At 52.8% G+C, this 18,176-nt stretch carries 16 protein-coding genes and 2 pseudogenes; 16 read left to right on the forward strand and 2 right to left on the reverse strand.

The features are described 5' to 3' along the window. On the reverse strand, positions 1-749 hold a 749-nt coding region (locus J3352_RS05020), incomplete at its 3' end, for a relaxase/mobilization nuclease domain-containing protein (protein WP_207700493.1). Beyond that, positions 721-1,155, reverse strand: coding sequence for a plasmid mobilization relaxosome protein MobC (gene mobC, locus J3352_RS05025; protein WP_005935806.1), 435 nt, complete (start codon positions 1,153-1,155; stop codon positions 721-723). The genes mobC and J3352_RS05020, both read right to left, overlap by 29 nt. Positions 1,156-2,495: 1,340 nt before the next feature. Here mobC and J3352_RS05030 point away from each other — a divergent pair. The 16 genes and pseudogenes from J3352_RS05030 to opp1B all read left to right on the forward strand — a co-directional run bounded on the left by J3352_RS05030 (position 2,496) and on the right by opp1B (position 18,176). Then, a complete protein-coding gene (locus tag J3352_RS05030) occupies positions 2,496-3,263 on the forward strand; it encodes an alpha/beta fold hydrolase (protein WP_005935795.1) in 768 nt (255 codons plus the stop codon). 101 nt (positions 3,264-3,364) lie between these two features. Further along, complete coding sequence (locus tag J3352_RS05035; RefSeq protein ID WP_005935791.1) at positions 3,365-4,228, forward strand: MBL fold metallo-hydrolase; 864 nt, start codon at positions 3,365-3,367, stop codon at positions 4,226-4,228. Positions 4,229-4,318: 90 nt separating this feature from the next. After that, positions 4,319-5,116: an alpha/beta fold hydrolase gene (locus J3352_RS05040; RefSeq protein ID WP_005935787.1), complete on the forward strand. Its 798-nt coding sequence runs from the start codon at positions 4,319-4,321 to the stop codon at positions 5,114-5,116. A gap of 62 nt (positions 5,117-5,178) precedes the next feature. After that, positions 5,179-5,673 carry a hypothetical protein gene (locus tag J3352_RS05045; protein ID WP_005935784.1) on the forward strand — a complete coding sequence of 165 codons (495 nt, stop codon included), beginning with the start codon at positions 5,179-5,181 and terminating at the stop codon, positions 5,671-5,673. Between the two features lie 110 nt (positions 5,674-5,783). Then, positions 5,784-6,275: a hypothetical protein gene (locus J3352_RS05050; RefSeq protein WP_005935781.1), complete on the forward strand. Its 492-nt coding sequence runs from the start codon at positions 5,784-5,786 to the stop codon at positions 6,273-6,275. Between the two features lie 44 nt (positions 6,276-6,319). Beyond that, entirely contained in the window at positions 6,320-6,472 is a 153-nt protein-coding gene (locus J3352_RS05055) for a hypothetical protein (protein ID WP_005935779.1), read from the forward strand. Continuing rightward, positions 6,469-6,948 (forward strand): hypothetical protein, encoded by a 480-nt coding sequence (locus tag J3352_RS05060; RefSeq protein ID WP_156060222.1) that lies wholly within the window; start codon positions 6,469-6,471, stop codon positions 6,946-6,948. The genes J3352_RS05055 and J3352_RS05060 overlap by 4 nt, the downstream gene beginning before the upstream one ends. A 99-nt stretch (positions 6,949-7,047) precedes the next feature. Next, positions 7,048-7,265, forward strand: a pseudogene (locus tag J3352_RS05065) (zinc transporter); the annotation flags it as partial. A gap of 135 nt (positions 7,266-7,400) precedes the next feature. Next, positions 7,401-8,378: a helix-turn-helix transcriptional regulator gene (locus tag J3352_RS05070; RefSeq protein ID WP_005935772.1), complete on the forward strand. Its 978-nt coding sequence runs from the start codon at positions 7,401-7,403 to the stop codon at positions 8,376-8,378. A gap of 73 nt (positions 8,379-8,451) precedes the next feature. Next, a complete protein-coding gene (locus J3352_RS05075; protein WP_156066091.1) occupies positions 8,452-9,207 on the forward strand; it encodes a hypothetical protein in 756 nt (251 codons plus the stop codon). A gap of 69 nt (positions 9,208-9,276) precedes the next feature. Beyond that, positions 9,277-11,046, forward strand: coding sequence for an ABC transporter ATP-binding protein (locus J3352_RS05080; protein WP_156066089.1), 1,770 nt, complete (start codon positions 9,277-9,279; stop codon positions 11,044-11,046). Between the two features lie 3 nt (positions 11,047-11,049). After that, on the forward strand, positions 11,050-12,777 hold the full coding sequence (locus tag J3352_RS05085) for an ABC transporter ATP-binding protein (RefSeq protein ID WP_156059595.1): 1,728 nt from the start codon (positions 11,050-11,052) through the stop codon (positions 12,775-12,777). Positions 12,778-12,796: 19 nt separating this feature from the next. Continuing rightward, positions 12,797-14,321 (forward strand): annotated as a pseudogene (locus J3352_RS14480) (recombinase family protein); the annotation flags it as partial. Positions 14,322-14,482: 161 nt separating this feature from the next. Then, complete coding sequence (locus J3352_RS05100) at positions 14,483-15,385, forward strand: LysR family transcriptional regulator (RefSeq protein WP_097772697.1); 903 nt, start codon at positions 14,483-14,485, stop codon at positions 15,383-15,385. 166 nt (positions 15,386-15,551) lie between these two features. Further along, positions 15,552-17,177: a nickel ABC transporter substrate-binding protein gene (gene nikA / locus J3352_RS05105; RefSeq protein ID WP_082210804.1), complete on the forward strand. Its 1,626-nt coding sequence runs from the start codon at positions 15,552-15,554 to the stop codon at positions 17,175-17,177. Between the two features lie 60 nt (positions 17,178-17,237). Beyond that, complete coding sequence (gene opp1B, locus J3352_RS05110) at positions 17,238-18,176, forward strand: nickel/cobalt ABC transporter permease (protein WP_035394948.1); 939 nt, start codon at positions 17,238-17,240, stop codon at positions 18,174-18,176.

Consider the following 18,176-nt stretch of genomic DNA (forward strand, 5'->3'; position numbering starts at 1 on the left):
ACCGAAGAAATCTGTTTCCGCAAAGTGTCCTTCACGGTTTCAAACTTCTTCTGCTTGGGCGGCTGTCCGGTTGCGGCGAGGCCTGCGTTTTCACTGTCAAGTTTCAACTGGCCGCGCCTACGCGCCCAATACTCGGCTTCGCTCACACGCTCCTTCGAGCCGTTGAGCAGGTCGATCTGGTACAGACCAGCACCCTCACACATCTCCATGACCTCAACACGCAAGTGCCGCATGGTCTGGGCTGTGCTGGAGTGCTTCATACCCTCGCGCCAGTCGCGGGGCTTTTGCATATAGGGCTTACGTTCCACCTCTCGTGTGCGGATACTGCCGATCACAATGTGGACGTGGATGTTTCCCGAATGGTTATGCCCATCCGGGTGAGTGCAGACGATGGCGGGGTGACCGGAGAAGTTTTCTTCGCAGAATTTCAGGCCAAGTGCCTGTGCTTTTTCCATGGTCAAGCCGTTGTCGGCTGCATCTCTGGGGTCGAAGCTGATGATATACTGATGGCTCTTAATATCATCGCGTTGGGTGTTCTTGCCATACTTGCGGTTTGCCAGCAGACAGGCCGTTGCGAACGAGAAATCGCCGCACTCAAGGGTGTCGAGCAGGTACGAATCCCGCAGCTTCGGCTTGCCGTGCTCATCCAGAAGTTGCTTTCCGGTGAACGCGTTGTGCTGGTAAACGAGGTACGCTTCGATGGCGGTGTAGTCCGAATTCTTAGAGGCGATATGCTTGAGCGTTGCCATACAGTTCACCCAGAACTTTCTCGGCGCTGAGCCGGAATGCGGTCAGGTCTGCAAGTTCGTCAAGGAGTTTCGCCCGGATCTGCTCGGTGTCCGCACCGCCGGAATTGAAGTGCCTTGCAAGCTGGTTGAGATTGCTGCCCACCTTGCTGCACTGGGCAAGCAAAGTGGAAACAGCGGTCAGGGTTTCTTCTCCGCCGCCGGCAACGATGATTGTTTTCTCGATCTTGACGTTGTGGATGGCGCGGCGGATAAAAGTGGAGAGGGAGAGATTCAGGAGTTTGCAAGTGAGTTCCAGTGACGCTTTTTCCTCCGCTGTCACACGGAACTTGATGACGTGCGTTTTGTTGTTCGGCGTGTCGTGGTGCTGGGAATTGCTAGGGGTCGATTGAACATTCGTTTTGGTCATTGTACCTCCTGTCTGTTCGATAACTCCTCGGTGAAGTTATGTAAGCACGACACGCCGTTCCATTCGTGCCGCAAGGCACGAATGATGAGCAGGGTTTGGGGTGGGACCGCGTTTGCGAAGCGTAGCGGAGCAATGAAAGCCCCAGTGGGGCTTTTAAGCGGCAGCGCGGTCTGCGACAGCAGATGGAGGGGCGTTGCCCCGACAAGCGCTGCCCCAACAAGATCACTTAGAAAACTCGCAAGAGTTTGAGAAGTGAAGTCCCAGTGGAGCACAACATTTTCAAGAATTGAAAATTTGTGGCCACGGGACGGTTCTTGCCCTCTACCGCTGCGCTCAAAACCGTTTCTGGGTAATGGTTTCCGAATTGTTAAGACGCAAAAATAAGTAGAGAGTTCCGCTGCTTATGTAATGGGGTCACCGTTTGCTCCGAACGAAGTTCCTGCCCCTGTTTGTGCAGCGGCGTTGACGGAAAGTCGGTATCACGTCCGGTCGGCTCATGAAATTTTCAAGGTGCAGCTCCCGTAAAAGAAAAATACCGCCCATGCAGCATAGCGATGGATTTTGTCGGGTGAAACAGCGGCAAAATGAATCGGGTGTGTTGCGGGGCGGTAAATTCTTTCGTGGACTTTTCCTCACTGAAGTGGTGGGTCTCACGGTGATAACCAACCACTTTCTGTGGCTGTGTTCAAAATGAACACGACCACATCTTGTGGATGAATTTGAACCAATCCACAAAATCAATGGGATTTACAAGAAAAATACCACGGCATGTAGAATGCGTCAAGAGGGTTTTGAAAAATTTATTGAAGTGAAGCAAGAAAAGTATGACACATCTTGTAGCTTTAGGAAAAAATACGCTATGTGAATCAGAACAAACCCCATTTTCTGTCTGCGGTAGATCTTTCTATTGCCGGCAGCAACAGGATGTTGCTTTTTTGACCATTGTCTAACAATCGATGCAAAAAAATGCAGGGGAAAAACCCCTCAGATGGTTAGGCAAAACAAATTCACAAAGTAAAAATAGCACTCCCACCGGGCGTTGCCAAGCAGAAACAGACAAGTTTACAGGGACGAAATTTTTTCGATGCGGGAAACGTTTTGCCTCCTCTATGCCGCAGGGGAAGCTCCAATAACGAAATCTTTTTCAAAATCTCCGAAAATGCCTAAACTCCTTGACAGAGGAGACGGCAGGGCGTATTATTTTGGCAGAAGGACCGCTGAGAAGCGGCTTTTTATAGAACGAAAAGTTAGTTTTACCTAACTCAAAACTCTGCCCTATACGAAGAAATATATCTCTTCTATTTACAGGTGGAAAATAAATAGAGAAGGAACGTATCACGATGAAAATCTACACATTTGGTGCAGAGGATGCCCCGGTGCTGTTGCTGCTGCCGGGCACCTGTTGCCATTGGAAGAGCAATTTCGGTGCGGTGATCCCGCTTCTGGCTGACAGCTTCCGGGTGCTGTGCGTCAGCTACGATGGCTTTGATGAGACTGAACAGACCGAATTTCCCACCATGCTGGAGGAGACCGAAAAGATCGAGGCCTACCTCAAGACCCACTGCGGCGGTCACATCCGGGCGGCCTATGGCTGCTCTCTGGGCGGCTCGTTTGTGGGGCTGCTGGCGGCGCGGCAGAACATCCACATGGACTACGGCATTCTGGGCAGCTCCGATCTGGATCAGGCATCGCCGCTGGCGGCAAGATTGCAGACTGATTTTCTGCTGCCATTGATCTACCCTGTGGTGCGGGACGGAAAGTTTAAGGCAAAATTTCTCCAAAAGCGTCTGGATAAGCGTGCCAGAGAGTCGGGGGATTATGTCAAAGCCTTTCTGAAAATGTTCGGTGAGGCCCGCCCTTATGTGACCATGCAGAGCTGTAAAAATCAGTTCTACTCCGATCTTATCACTCCGCTGCCGGATAAGATCCATGTGCCCGGTACCGAGATCCATATCTTTTACGCCCTGAAGATGGGCAAAAAATACCGTGTCCGGTATCAGCAGCATTTTGCACATCCTGTTCTCCATGAGCAGAACTTGCAGCACGAGGAATTGCTGGCTTGTCACCCGGAGCAGTGGGCGCATCTGGTAAAAAGTATTGCATTGTGAACGGTAAAACGTATCTGGAGCAAGCAGGATTTTGTAAGATCCAGAACCACAAAAATAAAAAGGGCTGGCTGTGTATCACAGCACAGAAATGAGGTGCGATTATGTCAAAAAAGGCAACGGAATTCCAAAGAAAAGCAATGAGCCGGATGTACCGGGGCAAGGAAATCTTCAAGCCTTTGAACACCGGCTGGATCGATGAAAATGTCGCCTGTGTGCGGGAGTGGGTGGCAAATATCTTTTTCTACCGCAAGGGCGATACGACCATTATGATCGATGCCGGATACAACTATGACCGGCTGGCAGAGAAGATGAACTGGCTGGGAATCGACCCGTATTCCATCCGGCACATCCTCATCACCCATCAGGACACCGACCATGTAGGTGCGGTGGAAGCAGACAGTCCGGGGCTGTTCCAGAATGCGAAGCTGTACATTGGCGAGATCGAGAACCGGTATTTGACCGGAGAAGCACGCCGCAAGGTCATTTATCATCTCTATAAGCTGCCGCAGGTGACGATCAACAATGAAAAAGTGCTGCTGCACGATGGTGAGGTCTTTGATATTGACGGCATCAGGATCGAGTGTTTTCTCGTTCCCGGTCATACATGGGGGCACATGGTATACCTTGTGGACGGGAAATATCTCTTTACCGGCGATACCCTCTGGTTCGGTGCGGACGGCGGATACAGTTTTATTTCTTCGCTGGCAGAGGATAACAAGCTGGCGGTGAAGTCTTTGGCTTTGCTGGAGAAAAAGCTGAGAAAACGTGGGCTGCATCCGCTGTTCATTACCGGTCACACAGGTTGGACGGACAACATGGAGTTTGCCTTTGCGCACAAAAATGAGCTGTGCTCGCCTTTCAAGAAAAGAGCCCACGACCCCAATGCGCTTTACGATGCCTATGATGAATCCGATGATACTGAGGAAAACTCAAAAAGCGGGTACTTGAAGGGCGTGGGAAGATAAGGAAGTGCAGGCGGCGCACCGGCATTCTTTGGCGCGATGACGGAGCGTAATCCGAAAAAATAATGCTGCAAAAACCAAGGGGCGGATGGTATGAGAACTTTGGAATATGGAAAAGAACATGAAAAGACGCTGCTGTTTCTGCCGTGCACGGCGGAGCCGGAGTGGGCGTTCGCCGACTCGGTTGGCCTGCTTTCGCAGGATTACCATGTGATTCAGATCGTCTATGACGGTCACGGCGAAACGGGAGAAGACTTTATCTCTGTGGAGACGACAGTAGACGAGGTAACAGATTGGCTGCAAGCGCGCGGCATTACCCACTTGAACGCGGCATATGGCTGTTCTCTGGGCGGTGCGTGTCTGACACGCTTTCTCGCCTTGGGAAAAATCCCGGTCGAGCGCGCCGTTATTGATGCAGGCATTACGCCGTATCGGATGCCGCTGATTTTGCGCCGTCTCGCCTGCCTGCGTGACAATCTTGGTTTCAGGCTCATAGCGAAGAGCCGCAAGGTCCTTGAGACGGTCTATCCGCCAGAGCGCTGGACGATGCCGGGGCGCGATCCAGTGAAGGAGTATGATGCGCTGGCGGCGTATCTGAAAACCTATTCAAAACGCACCGTCCGCAACATTTTCTGGTCGGCGAACAATTATACTCTGCCGACGAAGCCGGCTGAAATGGGCTGCCAAATCACATATTGGTACGGCGAAGAGGAAAAGCAGGCGCGACACAGCAATATCTGCTTTATAAAGCAATATTTTCCACGGGCGCAACTGCATGAAATTCCGAAGATGGATCACGCGGAGCTTGTGATGATGTATCCGCAGGAATTTTACCGGAGAATCATGGCGTTCCTGACACAGGCACAGGCAGCTCAAAACGAAAGAGGCTGAAGAAAAGGAAGAATCAGAATGCTCTATCCGCAGCTTTTTGGATTCAACGGAGATATAGGCTTATGAAAATCATCGTTGCAATTGCTTTTTATTTTCTGTATTGGGGCGTATGTTTTCTTGGAACAGGCACGGACAAGAAAAATCTCATGGGGCTGCGTTCTTATCCCGAAGAAGTTCAAAACCGTGTGCGAAGCGACCATCAGCTTGGAAAGGCTGTTCCGAAGGGAAAATCCACCGCTGCCATTTTGCTCAGTAATCTTCTTTTGTTTACAGTGGTGTTTTCCGTTTTGGGGCTTGCGTTGAAAAGTGTGCTGGGCCTAAACAATTACCTGTCAGCATTTTGGTACTTCCTTGCATTCGGCGAGGGATTGGGCCTGTTCGATCTCCTTGTGATCGATCTGCTCTGGTGGCGCAGTACAAAACGCATCCGTTTCTCGTTTTTGCCGGAGAAGAAATACTATCAAAATCCGAAAAAGCATATCGAATCGTTTTGGCGCGGTATCCCGTTGTTTGCCGCAGCTGCCGCACTGGCAGCCTTGATCGTTACCGTGCTTTGAAACAATACATGGGAGATGCTCCTCGCTGTATGGCCTCATCAAATACCCCGACGCGGGAATGCAATGATCTGCCATATTTGCGGACGTGAAGGAGAGAAGGTAAAGTCGAAATGAAAATCACGGTTCTTGTAACGCTCATGGTATTTCTGGCATACTTTCTTGTTTTATACGGCGGGGTGGGTTTCATTCAGGACAAGCGTTTTTTCTCATCCGCACCAAAGGAAAATCTGGACGCAATCCCCGATACAAAGGAACGATTTCCCGGCGCACATAGTATCGGCTGGGTGATTGAGATCATTGCCATCCTGCTTTTTCTCGCTGCGGCGGCACTAAGCGTATGGGACGGCGTCAGAAACGGCTTCGGCTTCCTGGACTTCTTTGTGCGGTTTCTTACCGTGCTCTACGCCATGGAGATCTACGACATCATTTTCTTTGACTGGGTGCTGCTGTGTCACTCCAATTTCTTTCCGCATTTCTATCCGGAGCTGAAGGGCGTGGTCGGTCCGCATATGTTCGGCTATAACAAGCGAACACATATCCGGCACTTTGTAATCTACATTCCCGCCTCCGCTGTGGCAGCGTGGCTTTGCGCACTGCTTTGAGGACGTGTGACAGAAGCAATCGTTTTGGGAGGCAGAGATTTTCTATGCGTGTGATAAAAAAAGTCCTGCATGAAAAAAGAAAAACAACAGAAGCCCATATCCAGCAGCTTCAGCATAAGGGAAAACAAGGAATCCGCTACACCGCGATGATGCCAGATGCCCGATTCGCACGCAGACTGAGAGGAGAAAAACAATGATCGTACTGCAACTGCTGCTTTATTGTCTGCTGTTTACCGCAATGGTAAAAATCGCTGTGATCGGTGGTGCTGTCAATGGACTGTACTTTTATCCCAAGGAGGTGCAGGATCGCGCCATCGAACTGGGACTGATCGACCGCAATACGATGAACCGGAAACGAAAATGCTTTATGATACCGTTCTTTATCGTGATGCTTGCTGCTCTTGTGCTGATCATCGGTTTGTGGAACGAGGCTTCCTCCTTTGGTGAGGCCTATTGGCAGGCGCTGCTGTTTCTTGAGGTCATGAATATCTATGACGGCGTTGTAATCGACAAGCTATGGGTCGGGCACAGCCAGTTTTGGGTGCTGCCAGGGCTTGAAGATGCGCCGTTCGTGCAGACCTGGAGGCAGGTGCTGAAAAAGCGAAGCATACTGGCGCTGATCTGGGTTGCGGGAGCGGCAATTGTCGGCGGTATTGTCCATTTGATCTTCTAAGAAGTTGGAAATTGCCCAAATGAAAAGCAGAATCATGAACTGCAATCGGAGGCAAAAAAGATGAAGACGGAGAAACCGAAAAAGCTGATTCGATGGTACATTCTCGGTGCGATCGGGGCAGTACTGACGATCCTGGCGGCAGGCATTGTGGTGCCCGCTTTGTCCTATCTGCTCAGCTTTGCCGCCGGAGCCATGCTGTATGTGGTGGTGGAGGAGCTGATCCCGGAAATGTCGCAGGGGCAGCACTCTAACGTCGGCACGGTGTTTTTGCGGTAGGCTTCAGCGTGATGATGGTACTGGATGTGGCACTGGGATAGCGCATGGTTGAGAAAATTGCGATGCAAGGGGCGAAGAAAGGAAAAACATGAAAGACAGAGATCTGCCAGTTGACCACAGCTGCCATTCCAAGCCCTGCAAAAGACGGATTGTGGAGATCGGATTGAATAAACAGTATGATTGATATCATTTTTCATGACAAAACGGGGGTCACTCCCTATAATCCCGGACAAACAGGCGGCTTTGAAAATGCGGCCGGAAGTGGAGAAATTCACTATTACCGGCTGTTTGATGGCGTGGGGATCATGCTGCTGCGGCTGGAGATGGAGACCTATACGGAAATCCGCACGCAGATCGGTATGATAGAGATCAATTTCTGCATCAATGGCCGTTTTGAAACCAGCTTTTCCATGCGTGATAGCGTTCTGCTAAAGCCGGGGGATATGGCCGTCAGCTGCTACGACGGACGGCATGGAACACGTTCAGAGTCACGGTTCCCGCTGGGCTGTTACGAAGGGCTGTGTCTGGAAGTTGATCCAGCAGCCGCTCAGAACTGGCTTGAGAAGAACGCACCGGGCTTTTCGGTGGATTTTGCGGTACTGAAGCAGAATCTTCTGGGAAACCGATGGTTCATGTTCGGTACGGCAGGACCCCGCTGTGAGCACGTTTTCCGGGAATTGTACGAAAATGCGCCCTACATGGATCTCCGGTTCCTGCGGCTCAAGGTGGTGGAGCTGTTGATGCTGCTGAGCCGCATTCCGCAGGAGGAAGGAACGGACTTGTACTGTTCTACCGAACAGACCGAACTGGCACACCATCTCCGGGATCACCTTCTGACAAACCGGGAGGGGTATGTCTCCCTTGCGCAGCTGGCAGAAGAACACGGGATCTCGGTTTCGCACCTGCAAAAAATGTTCAAACAGGTCTACGGTGTGCCAGTATACCACTATATCAAGGAATACCGTCTGGAACAGGCTGCCGTAGAGCTTGTCCGGAGCGCAAAACCCATTACGCAGATCGCACAGAATGCAGGATATGACAACGCCAGCAAGTTTTCGGAGGCTTTCCGGAAACGATATGGAACGACCCCGTCGCAGTACCGCACCCACGCAAATGGACTCGCAAAACGGAGCAGGGAAATCAGAATGGAGTAGTCCACGGCCGAAAAATATGCTAAAGTACAGAGCGGTTAGAATAAACTTACTTTAAAACCGGAGGTACTTTCATATGATGATGAAAAAGAAATTTGTTGCAGTGGCCTTGTCTGCGGTCTGCCTGCTGTCTGCTGTCAGCTGCGGCCAGCAGAGCGCAAGCACAGCGTCTTCGGCATCCAGCGTTTCCTCCTCGGTGGCTTCTTCGGCTTCCGCAAGTCAGGTAATGGATGCGGAGGATTATCTGTCTGGTATCAGCGGGACTTATGTGGAACTGTTCCCGGAGATGGCAAAGAGTGAATACCGGAATTTGTGGATCGACGCTGCGACTCCACTGGTAGGCGAGGACAATGCGGAATCGGCTACGGATATGCTGCTGGGAATGTGCATGGCAGAGCCGTATGGCGAGGAGGCTGTTGAAAAATATGCAGCAGATCCGGACAGCACGGCGTTCAACTGCTATTTTCTGGGCGGCGTGGAAAAATTCGTGATGAATGGCGACACCATCACCGGTCTGGATGCGCAAGGACAGGAAGTGTTTGCACACACATACCAGAAACTGGATGTGGACAATGAAAACAGCTTCCTCTTCTACCAGAGCGAGGATGCGGATTCCGGGGAGTTTACCTACTTTGCCTTTGCGCCCGATACGATGGAAACGACGTATCATCTGGAATTCCGCTATGCAGAGGATCTCGACGACCTGCAGAGCTTGTATGAAGGAAATTATGCTTATTGGAATGCTGCCGCCATCGCAGAGGACTATGATCAGGCAACTATGGAAAATGTCATTGAACTTTTCGTCACGGAAAATTTGTCTGAGGCAGAATAAACGGCACATGCGCACCCGATCATGTCAGGCAGTTGCGCATGGCAATATTGCGGTAAGGATGTGATTTGATTGAAAAAACGATCGGACTTTTCCCGGCTGATGGGCTATGCAGGGAACTACCGATATTTCACCTACGCTTCGTGGGTGCTGTCTGCGGTCAGTGCGCTGGTGGCGCTGGTGCCTTTTGTGTACATCTGGAAGATCCTGCGGGATGTGCTGAACGCCGCGCCGGACTATGCGCAGGCGGTGAACATCCCCCATTACGGCTGGATGGCAGTGTTGTTTGCAGTGCTGTCTTACCTTATTTACATTGCAGCGCTGATGTGCTCCCACCTGTCGGCGTTCCGGGTGGCGACCAATCTGCGGCTGGCGGTGTCGGAGCATCTGGCGGTGCTGCCGCTGGGCTTTGCCGAGACCTTCGGCAGCGGTAAGCTGCGCAAGATCATCCACGAGAGCACCGGAGCCGCCGAGACCTATCTTGCCCACCAGCTGCCCGACCAGTACAACGCCATCGCCACCCCGGTGGGGCTGCTGGTTCTGCTGTTGGCGTTCGACTGGCGGCTGGGTCTGCTGAGCCTTGCGCCGGTGGTGCTGGCTTTCCTCATTATGACGACCATGACCGGCAAGCGGATGGCTGAAAAAATGCGGCAGTACGGCAACGCCTTGGAGGCTATGTCCAACGAGGCCGTGGAGTACGTCCGGGGCATCCCGGTGGTCAAGACCTTCGGGCAATCGGTATTTTCCTTCAAAAAGTTCAAGACCACCATTGATGAGTATGAAAAGTGGGTCATCTCCTACACCAAAGACCTGCGCCTGCCCATGATGTTCTACACCGCCGCCGTCAACGGCGTGTTCGCCTTTTTGATCGCGGGCGGGCTGCTGTTCACGACCCACGGTGTCACCCCGGAATTTCTGCTGAACCTGCTGTTCTATATCATCATCACGCCGGTGATCTCCCTGACTTTGACCCGCATAATGTACATGAGCGAGAACAAGATGGTGGTAGCGGATGCGCTGGCACGCATCGACTCGGTGCTGGAGGCAGCACCCATGCAGGTTCAGGCTGTTCCGCAGCACCCACAGGATGCATCTGTCGCGCTGCAGGACGTGCATTTCAGCTATGACGGAAAAACCGAGGTCATCAAGGGCGTTTCGCTGGAGATCCAACCGGGACGGACTGTGGCTTTTGTAGGCCCCTCCGGCGGCGGAAAATCCACGCTGGCAAACCTTGTCTGCCGGTTCTTTGATGTGCAGAGCGGCAGCGTCCGGGTGGGCGGAGCGGATGTGCGGGATATCCCCAAGGAAGAGCTGATGGATACCATCTCCTTTGTGTTTCAAAACAGCCGTCTGCTCAAGGGCAGCATTCTGGATAACGTCCGTCTGGGCAGACCGCAGGCCACCGAAGCTGAGGTGCTGGCAGCGTTGAAAGCAGCGCAGTGCATGGATATTATAGAAAAGTTCCCGGCGGGTATCCACACTGTTATTGGCACCAAGGGCGTGTATCTGTCCGGCGGCGAGCAGCAGCGCATTGCCATTGCCCGCGCCATGCTGAAAAATGCGCCCATCCTGATTCTGGACGAGGCCACCGCTTTTGCCGACCCGGACAATGAAGCTAAGGTGCAGGCAGCCTTTGCCCGGCTTGCCAAGGGCAAAACCGTGCTGATGATCGCGCACCGCCTGTCCACCGTCGCCAACGCCGACTGCATCTATGTGGTGCAGGATGGGCAGATTGCAGAATCCGGCACAAAGGACGAACTGTGCGCGCAGAACGGCCTGTTTGCCCGGATGTGGCAGGATTATCAGGCCTCGGTGCAGTGGAAGGTCGCAAAGGAGGGGTAAAGGATGATCGAAAAAATTCAACACGCCACGGCCAGCTCCCCGGAGGGCGCAAAGGGGCTTGTAAAGGGCGTTCTGGCCTGTGCGTTCCAGAATATAGCGTTCATGCTGCCCACCGGGCTGCTGTATCTCCTGGTAAAAGATCTGCTGGCAGGCTCCGCGAGCGGGAGAACCGCCTTTTATCTGCTGGGGTGTGCGGCCTGCTTTGCGCTGATCTTGCTGACCACATGGTTCCAGTACAACGGCACCTATTTTACGACCTATAAAGAGAGCGGCACCCGCCGCCTGACCCTTGCGGAGCGGCTGCGCAAGCTGCCCCTGTCCTTTTTCGGCAAGCGGGACCTTGCCGACCTGACCAGCACCATCATGGCGGACTGCGAGGTGTTGGAAAAGACCTGCTCTCACTTTATTCCCGGCCTGTTCGGTTCCTTGATCTCCACCGTGATTATTGCGCTGAGCCTGTTTGCGTTCGACTGGCGGATGGCACTGGCAGCTCTGTGGGTCATCCCGGTATCCGCTGCCATCGTGGTGGGCAGCTACCGGGTGCAGGACAAGGTGCAGGGCAGGACCATGGCGGCGAAAATGGCCTGTGCGGACGGCATTCAGGAGTACATCGAGACCCTCCGGGACCTGAAAGCCAGCAATGCGGAGCAGCGTTATCTGTCCGGCCTTTCCAAAAAGATTCGTGCGGTGGAAAAACAATCCGTTGCGGCAGAGCTGGAAACAGCGCTGTTCGTGTCCTCTGCGGGCATGGTGCTCAAGCTGGGCATTGCATCGGTGGCGCTCACTGGCTCGGTGTTGCTGGTACAGGGCAGCATCGACGTATTGACCCTGTTTCTGTTCCTGATGGCGGCATCCCGGATGTACGACCCCATGCAGGGCGCTTTGCAGAATCTGGCGGCGGTCATCGCCATGCGTACCAATGTGGGGCGGATGAATGAGATTCTGGACGCTCCCCTGCAGACCGGCAGCGAGCAGCTGACCAATCAGGGCTGCGATATCGTGTTCGACCATGTGGGCTTTGCCTATAACTCTGGCGAGACGGTTCTGCGGGATGTTTCCTTTACCGCAAAGCAGGGCGAGGTCACGGCACTGGTGGGACCCTCCGGCGGTGGCAAGACCACCGTTTCCCGACTGGCGGCACGGTTCTGGGACTACCAGAAGGGCAGCATCACCGTGGGCGGCATGGAGGTTTCCCAAATCGACCCGGAAAAGCTCATGAGCCTGTATTCCATCGTCTTTCAGGATGTGACCCTGTTTGACAACACGATCCTGGAAAACATCCGTCTGGGGCGCAAAGGTGCCACCGACGAGGAGGTTCTGGCAGCGGCAAAGCTGGCAAACTGCGAGGAATTTGCCGAAAAGCTGCCGGACAAATGGAACACGAACATCGGCGAGAATGGCTGTGCTCTTTCCGGCGGCGAGCGTCAGCGCATTTCCATTGCCCGTGCCTTCCTGAAGGATGCGCCCATCATCCTGCTGGACGAGGCCACAGCCAGCTTGGATGTGGAAAACGAAACTGCCATTCAGGAAGCACTGTCCCGGCTCATAAAAAACAAAACCGTCCTCATCATCGCCCACCGGATGCGCACCGTAGCTGGTGCGGATCAGGTGGTGGTGCTGTCGGGTGGCATCGTGGCCGAGCAGGGCAGCCCGGCAGAGCTGTACGCCCGGAAGGGACTGTATGCCCACATGGTGGATCTGCAGTCGGCAAGCCGGAATTGGACGATCTGAGAATGAGGGCGGCTTTTATAAAGATAGCGACAAAAAGCTGTTCGACATCGTTCTGGTCTGGAAGCTAGATCGCTTCGCCCGGAACCGCTACGACAGCGCACGGTACAAGACCCAGCTGAAACGCAATGGTGTGAAGCTGGTATCGGCTACGGAAGTCGTCATTTCGGCTGGCCCGGAGGGCATCATTCTGGAGTCTGTTCTGGAGGGCTATGCGGAATACTACTCGGCTGACCTGTCTGAAAAGGTCGTGCGTGGCATGACCGAGAATGCTCTCAAGGGTATTTATAATGGTGGCACGATTCCGTTCGGCTACATGATCGATGAGACCCGGCATTACCAGCCCGACCCGCTGCTGGCCCCGTATGTGGAGCAGACGTTCCAGAAGTATGCGGACGGTGCGACCATGACTGACCTGCGGGATTGGTTAAAGGCACACAACATCAAAAATTCAATGGACGGGGAGATGTCCTACAATACGATTCAGCGGATGCTGAGCAGCCGCCGGTACATCGGCGAATTGTGTTTGCGGGATGTGGTACAGCCCAATGCGATTTCGGCGTTGGTGTCAGGTGAACTTGTCGGGGCAAGGCCCCTCCATCTTGCTACGCAAGACCGTTCTGTCGCTTAAAAGCCCCACTGGGGCTTTCATTGCTCCGTTTCGCTGCGCAAACGCGAACCTGTTCAATAAGGTGCAGGAAAAGCTGGCGAAAAATAAAAAGGCCCCTGCCCGTCATAAGGCAGAGGAAAGCTATCTGCTCACCACTAAGCTGTACTGCGGTAAGTGCGGAGCGCTGATGTTCGGAGAAAGCGGTGTCAGCCACACCGGGAAAATGTATACCTATTACAAGTGTGCCGCCGCCAAGAAGAAAAAGACCTGCGATAAAAAGGCCGTGCGGAAACAGTGGCTGGAAGATCTGGTGGTCAACGAGACCATGAAGCTGGTGGAAGATGACGCTTCCATGAATGCCATCATTGCCAAAGTCATGGAATTGCAAAATCAGGAAAGCACGGATTTGCCCATCTATGAAAAGCAGTTGAAGGAAACGGGAGTCGGCATCACCAATATGCTGAACGCTATCCAGATGGGCATTCTGACCAGCTCCACCAAGGAGCGGCTGGAAGCGCTGGAAGAGCAGAGGAAGGAACTGCAAGCCCGCATTGCAGAGGAACGGCTGGCCAAGCCGAAGATGAAAGAAGAGTTCGTCCGGTTTTGGCTGCTTCGCTTCCGCAAGCTGGATATGACCCAGCCGGAGCAGCGGCAGGCACTGGTGGATACCTTCATCAATGCCATCTATCTCTACGATGATAAGGTTCTCATTACCTTTAATTATAAGGAAGGTACGGAAACGGTCGCTTTTGGGGAAGCCGTGAAAGCGGAGAAAAGTTCGGATATGAGTGCGCGAGGTGCACCACAACAACAAAATCCGAACTTTTTTCCGATAGGAGAAGGGTTCGGATTTTTTGTTTTCTTTGGAAAACAAAATGAATCCCTTGCTTCCATCGAAAAATGTAGCTGGAGGTCATGGACTAAAATCATAAGATAAATCAATAAACACCCAAAACGGAGACCTTTTATAAGGTGCTCCGTTTTTTAGGTTGCGTAACGGTGATTTTAATCTTGCACTGCACTGGAAAGAATGCTATACTAGGTAAGCTAAAACTAACTGCGGTATATTTGACCGGATTCAGGAGATCGCGAAAGAAGATGGAACTTAAACAGCTAGAGTATTTTACCATTGTATGTGAAAAAGGCAGCTTCAGCCAAGCGGCAGAATGCCTTTATACATCGCAGCCCAATGTCAGCAAGGTGATCTCCTCGCTGGAAAAAGAGCTGGGGCGAAAACTGGTGGAGCGGAGCAGCCGAGGGCTGCGAATCACGCCCTATGGGGAAACGGTGCGCGATTATGCAAAAGTCATTCTGAAACACGCTTCTCTGATCAGCTCGATGGCGACGCACCACAATGGCAAAAAATTTACGTTGGCAACTTACCCCAGCAATATGATCACGAATCTTCTGGTGGATTTTTATCGGCACTGGGGCAGAGAGTACATTGTCGAGCATCAGGAGGGCAGTGTCGAAGAGGTCAGCAACTGGGTGGCCAGCGGGCAGACGGAAATCGGCATCGTCTATATTGCACAGCGTCAACTGGCGGCGTTTCGGCATATCCTTGGACATAAGAATTTGGAATTTGAACCGCTCGATGTAAAAGAGGCTTGTGTCTATGTGGGACCCAATCACCCATATTACGAGAGAGACTGCGTGGATTTCTCGGAGCTGTCCAGCTTGCGCTTCATCGGGGCGGTACGGGACTACTTTTCTATGGAGCATCATCTGGACCGGGTCTCATTGGGTGCTATCAGCACCAAAGATTTGAATTATTCCATTTACTCGAATAGCGACCACATGACCATCAATGCGCTGATGCAGACCGACCTGTGCAGCCTTGGCATCAATTTTATGCACCAGCCGTATAAACACTATGACATTAAGAATCTGAAAATCAACGGATGTGAGCCATTTTTGCTGATTGGAATCGTTCGACCAGAAGGTGATGAACTAAGTGAAGCAGCACAATGGTTTATCGAAAATTTCAAAAAGTTGCTCTGAGAAAAGGCTTGATTTTCCATAACGATTTGTTATGGAAAACCATGCCGATTTCATCACTGGTCAGGCAGGACAAACTGTGGTATCCTATGGGAGCGCCGCGCAGCAAGCGTGGGGCTCCTTTTTCGTTATAACTGATGTTTTTTGATACCACAGGAGGAAACACACTATGAAAATCTCTCGCAGAAACTTCTGCCTGCTGATGGCAGGTGTCTGCTGCACCGGCGTGCTGGCTGCCTGCGGCTCCAGCTCTTCGTCTACTGCTTCGTCCAGCGCTGCATCTGCTTCCGCTGCGGCATCCGGGGAGGTCCGCGATGAGCTGATCTTTGTCAACTATCGTGATATTCGTGATCTGAACCCGCATCTGTATGCAGGCGAAATGTATGCCCAGAGCATCCTCTACGATACATTGGTCAGCATTACGGCAGATGGCTATGAAGGCTGTCTGGCGGAAAGCTGGGACATCAGCGAGGATGGCTGTACCTACACCTTCCACATTCGTCCCAATGTTCTGTTCTCGGATGGCGAAAAGTGCGATGCCAATGCCATTCTTGCCAACTTCAACGCCATTCTGGAAAACCGCGAACGCCACACTTGGCTGGAGATGATGAACCTGCTGGTGGGCGTGTCGGCTCCCGATGAAAACACTTTCGTCATTGAGATGAGTGAGCCTTACTACCCCATGCTGACGGAGCTGGGCTGCATCCGTCCCTTTGCCATGATCTCCCCCAACTGCATGATCAACGGCAGCACGAAGGATGGCGTCAATGGCCACATTGGCACCGGCCCCTATGTGCTGACGGATTTCGTGACCGATGAATACGCCGTGTTTGAGCGGAACGAGAATTACTGGGGCGAAGCGCCGGCCATCCGCAAGATCACGGTCAAGGTCATTCCCGACAACCAGACCCGTATTATGGCTCTGGAATCCGGCGAGATCGACCTGATTTTCGGCAAGAACATGATCGATGCCGATGCGATCAGCCAGTATCTGGACAGCGACAGATTCACGGTCGGTCTGTCTGACCCCACCTCTACCCGCCATATCGTTATGAACACCACCCATGAGATTCTGGGCGACCCGGCGGTTCGTAAGGCATTGCAGCACGCTACCGACCGTCAGACCATCTCTGATGGCATCTTCTACGGTCTGGAGCAGCCTGCGGATACGCTTTACGCCACCACGGTTCCCTACTGCAATGTCGGCCTGAAGCCGTATGAGTACAGCACGGAGACTGCGGCGCAGCTCCTTGACGAAGCTGGATGGGTCCTTGGCAGCGACAAGATGCGCGCCAAGAATGGCAAGCAGCTTGCACTCGACCTGCTCTACAACAGTGACAGCGTGACGGAAAAGACCATCGCCGAGTATCTCCAGAGCGAGTACCTCAAGCTTGGCATTTCCATGACCATTCACGGTGAGGAAGAGCAGTCCTACCGCGATAACATGAAGGCTGGCAACTTCGATATGGTGTTCAATATCTGCTGGGGTATGCCGTATGACCCGCAGTCTTCGCTGGCTGCAATGCGTGCCCCGGTCTATGGCGACTATGCCGCTCAGCAGGGTCTTGAGGACAAGGCGGAAATTGACGAAGCCATTACCAAGATCCTGACCTCTACGGACGATGCCGAGCGTCAGGAGCTGTATAAGTCGGTTCTGACCAACCTGCACGAGGACGCAATGTATCTGCCGCTGACCTATGAGTGCAACAAGGCTCTGTACACCTCTGCTCTGCACGGTGTCCACTTTGGCACCGACCAGTATGATGTGCCCTTTGCGGATATGTATTTTGAATAAGAATTGACAGGAAAAGCCGCTTCGGGTATGGAGCGGCTTTTCTTGAAGAAAGGACTGCCCATGAAACGCTATGTTGTACGCAGGCTGTTGATGGCGATTCCGCTGCTGCTGGCCATTTCGTTCGTCTGCTTCTGCTTTATCAATCTGATTCCCTCCAACCCGGCGGAGGTCGCACTGCGCATCCAGCAGACCCCCGTGATCACGGAGGAGATCATTGCTGCGATGGAAGAGCAGCTTGGTCTGAATAAACCCTTCTTTGTCCGTTATTTTGACTGGGTGCTGGGCTGTCTCCACGGTGACTTTGGTATCAGCTATGTCAACCCGAAACGCACCGTGGCGGGCGAGCTGCTGCGCTGCCTGCCTGCGACCCTCCAGCTGGCAGGAACTTCTTTTGTCATCGTGGCGGTGCTCAGTATCCCCATCGGCTTCCTCTGTGCAGTTTATAAGGGCGGCTGGTTTGACAAAATTATGCGCGGACTGGTCTTTGTAACGACTGCCATGCCTGCCTACTGGGTGGGTCTGCTGCTGATGTGGGGCATTGGCGTTCAATTGAACTGGCTTCCCACCAACGGTAACGGAACATGGCGGCATCTGATCTTGCCGTCCTTCACGGTGGCATTGAGCTATATTTCGACGTATATCCGTCTGATCCGCAACAATATGCTGGAAAACATGAAACAGGACTATGTGCTTTACGCCAATGTGCGCGGGCTGCCACAGAAGTCGATTCTGGTCAAGCACATTCTGAAAAACTCCATGCACACCTGCATCGTGGCGATGGGCATGAGCATCCCGCAGCTGATCTCCGGCACCATCGTGGTCGAAAATGTTTTTTCGTGGCCGGGACTTGGTACGCTCTGCATCAGTTCCATCTTCAATCGGGATTACCCGGTCATCCAGACCTATGTTTTGCTGATCGGGGTACTGTTTGTCCTGTTCAATCTGCTGTTTGATATTTTGCAGACCGTCTCCGATCCCCGTCTGCGCAAGGAGGACTGA

Origin of the sequence: Faecalibacterium sp. Marseille-Q4164 (genome assembly GCF_017377545.1) — a bacterium.
Taxonomy (GTDB): Bacteria; Bacillota; Clostridia; order Oscillospirales; family Ruminococcaceae; genus Faecalibacterium; species Faecalibacterium duncaniae.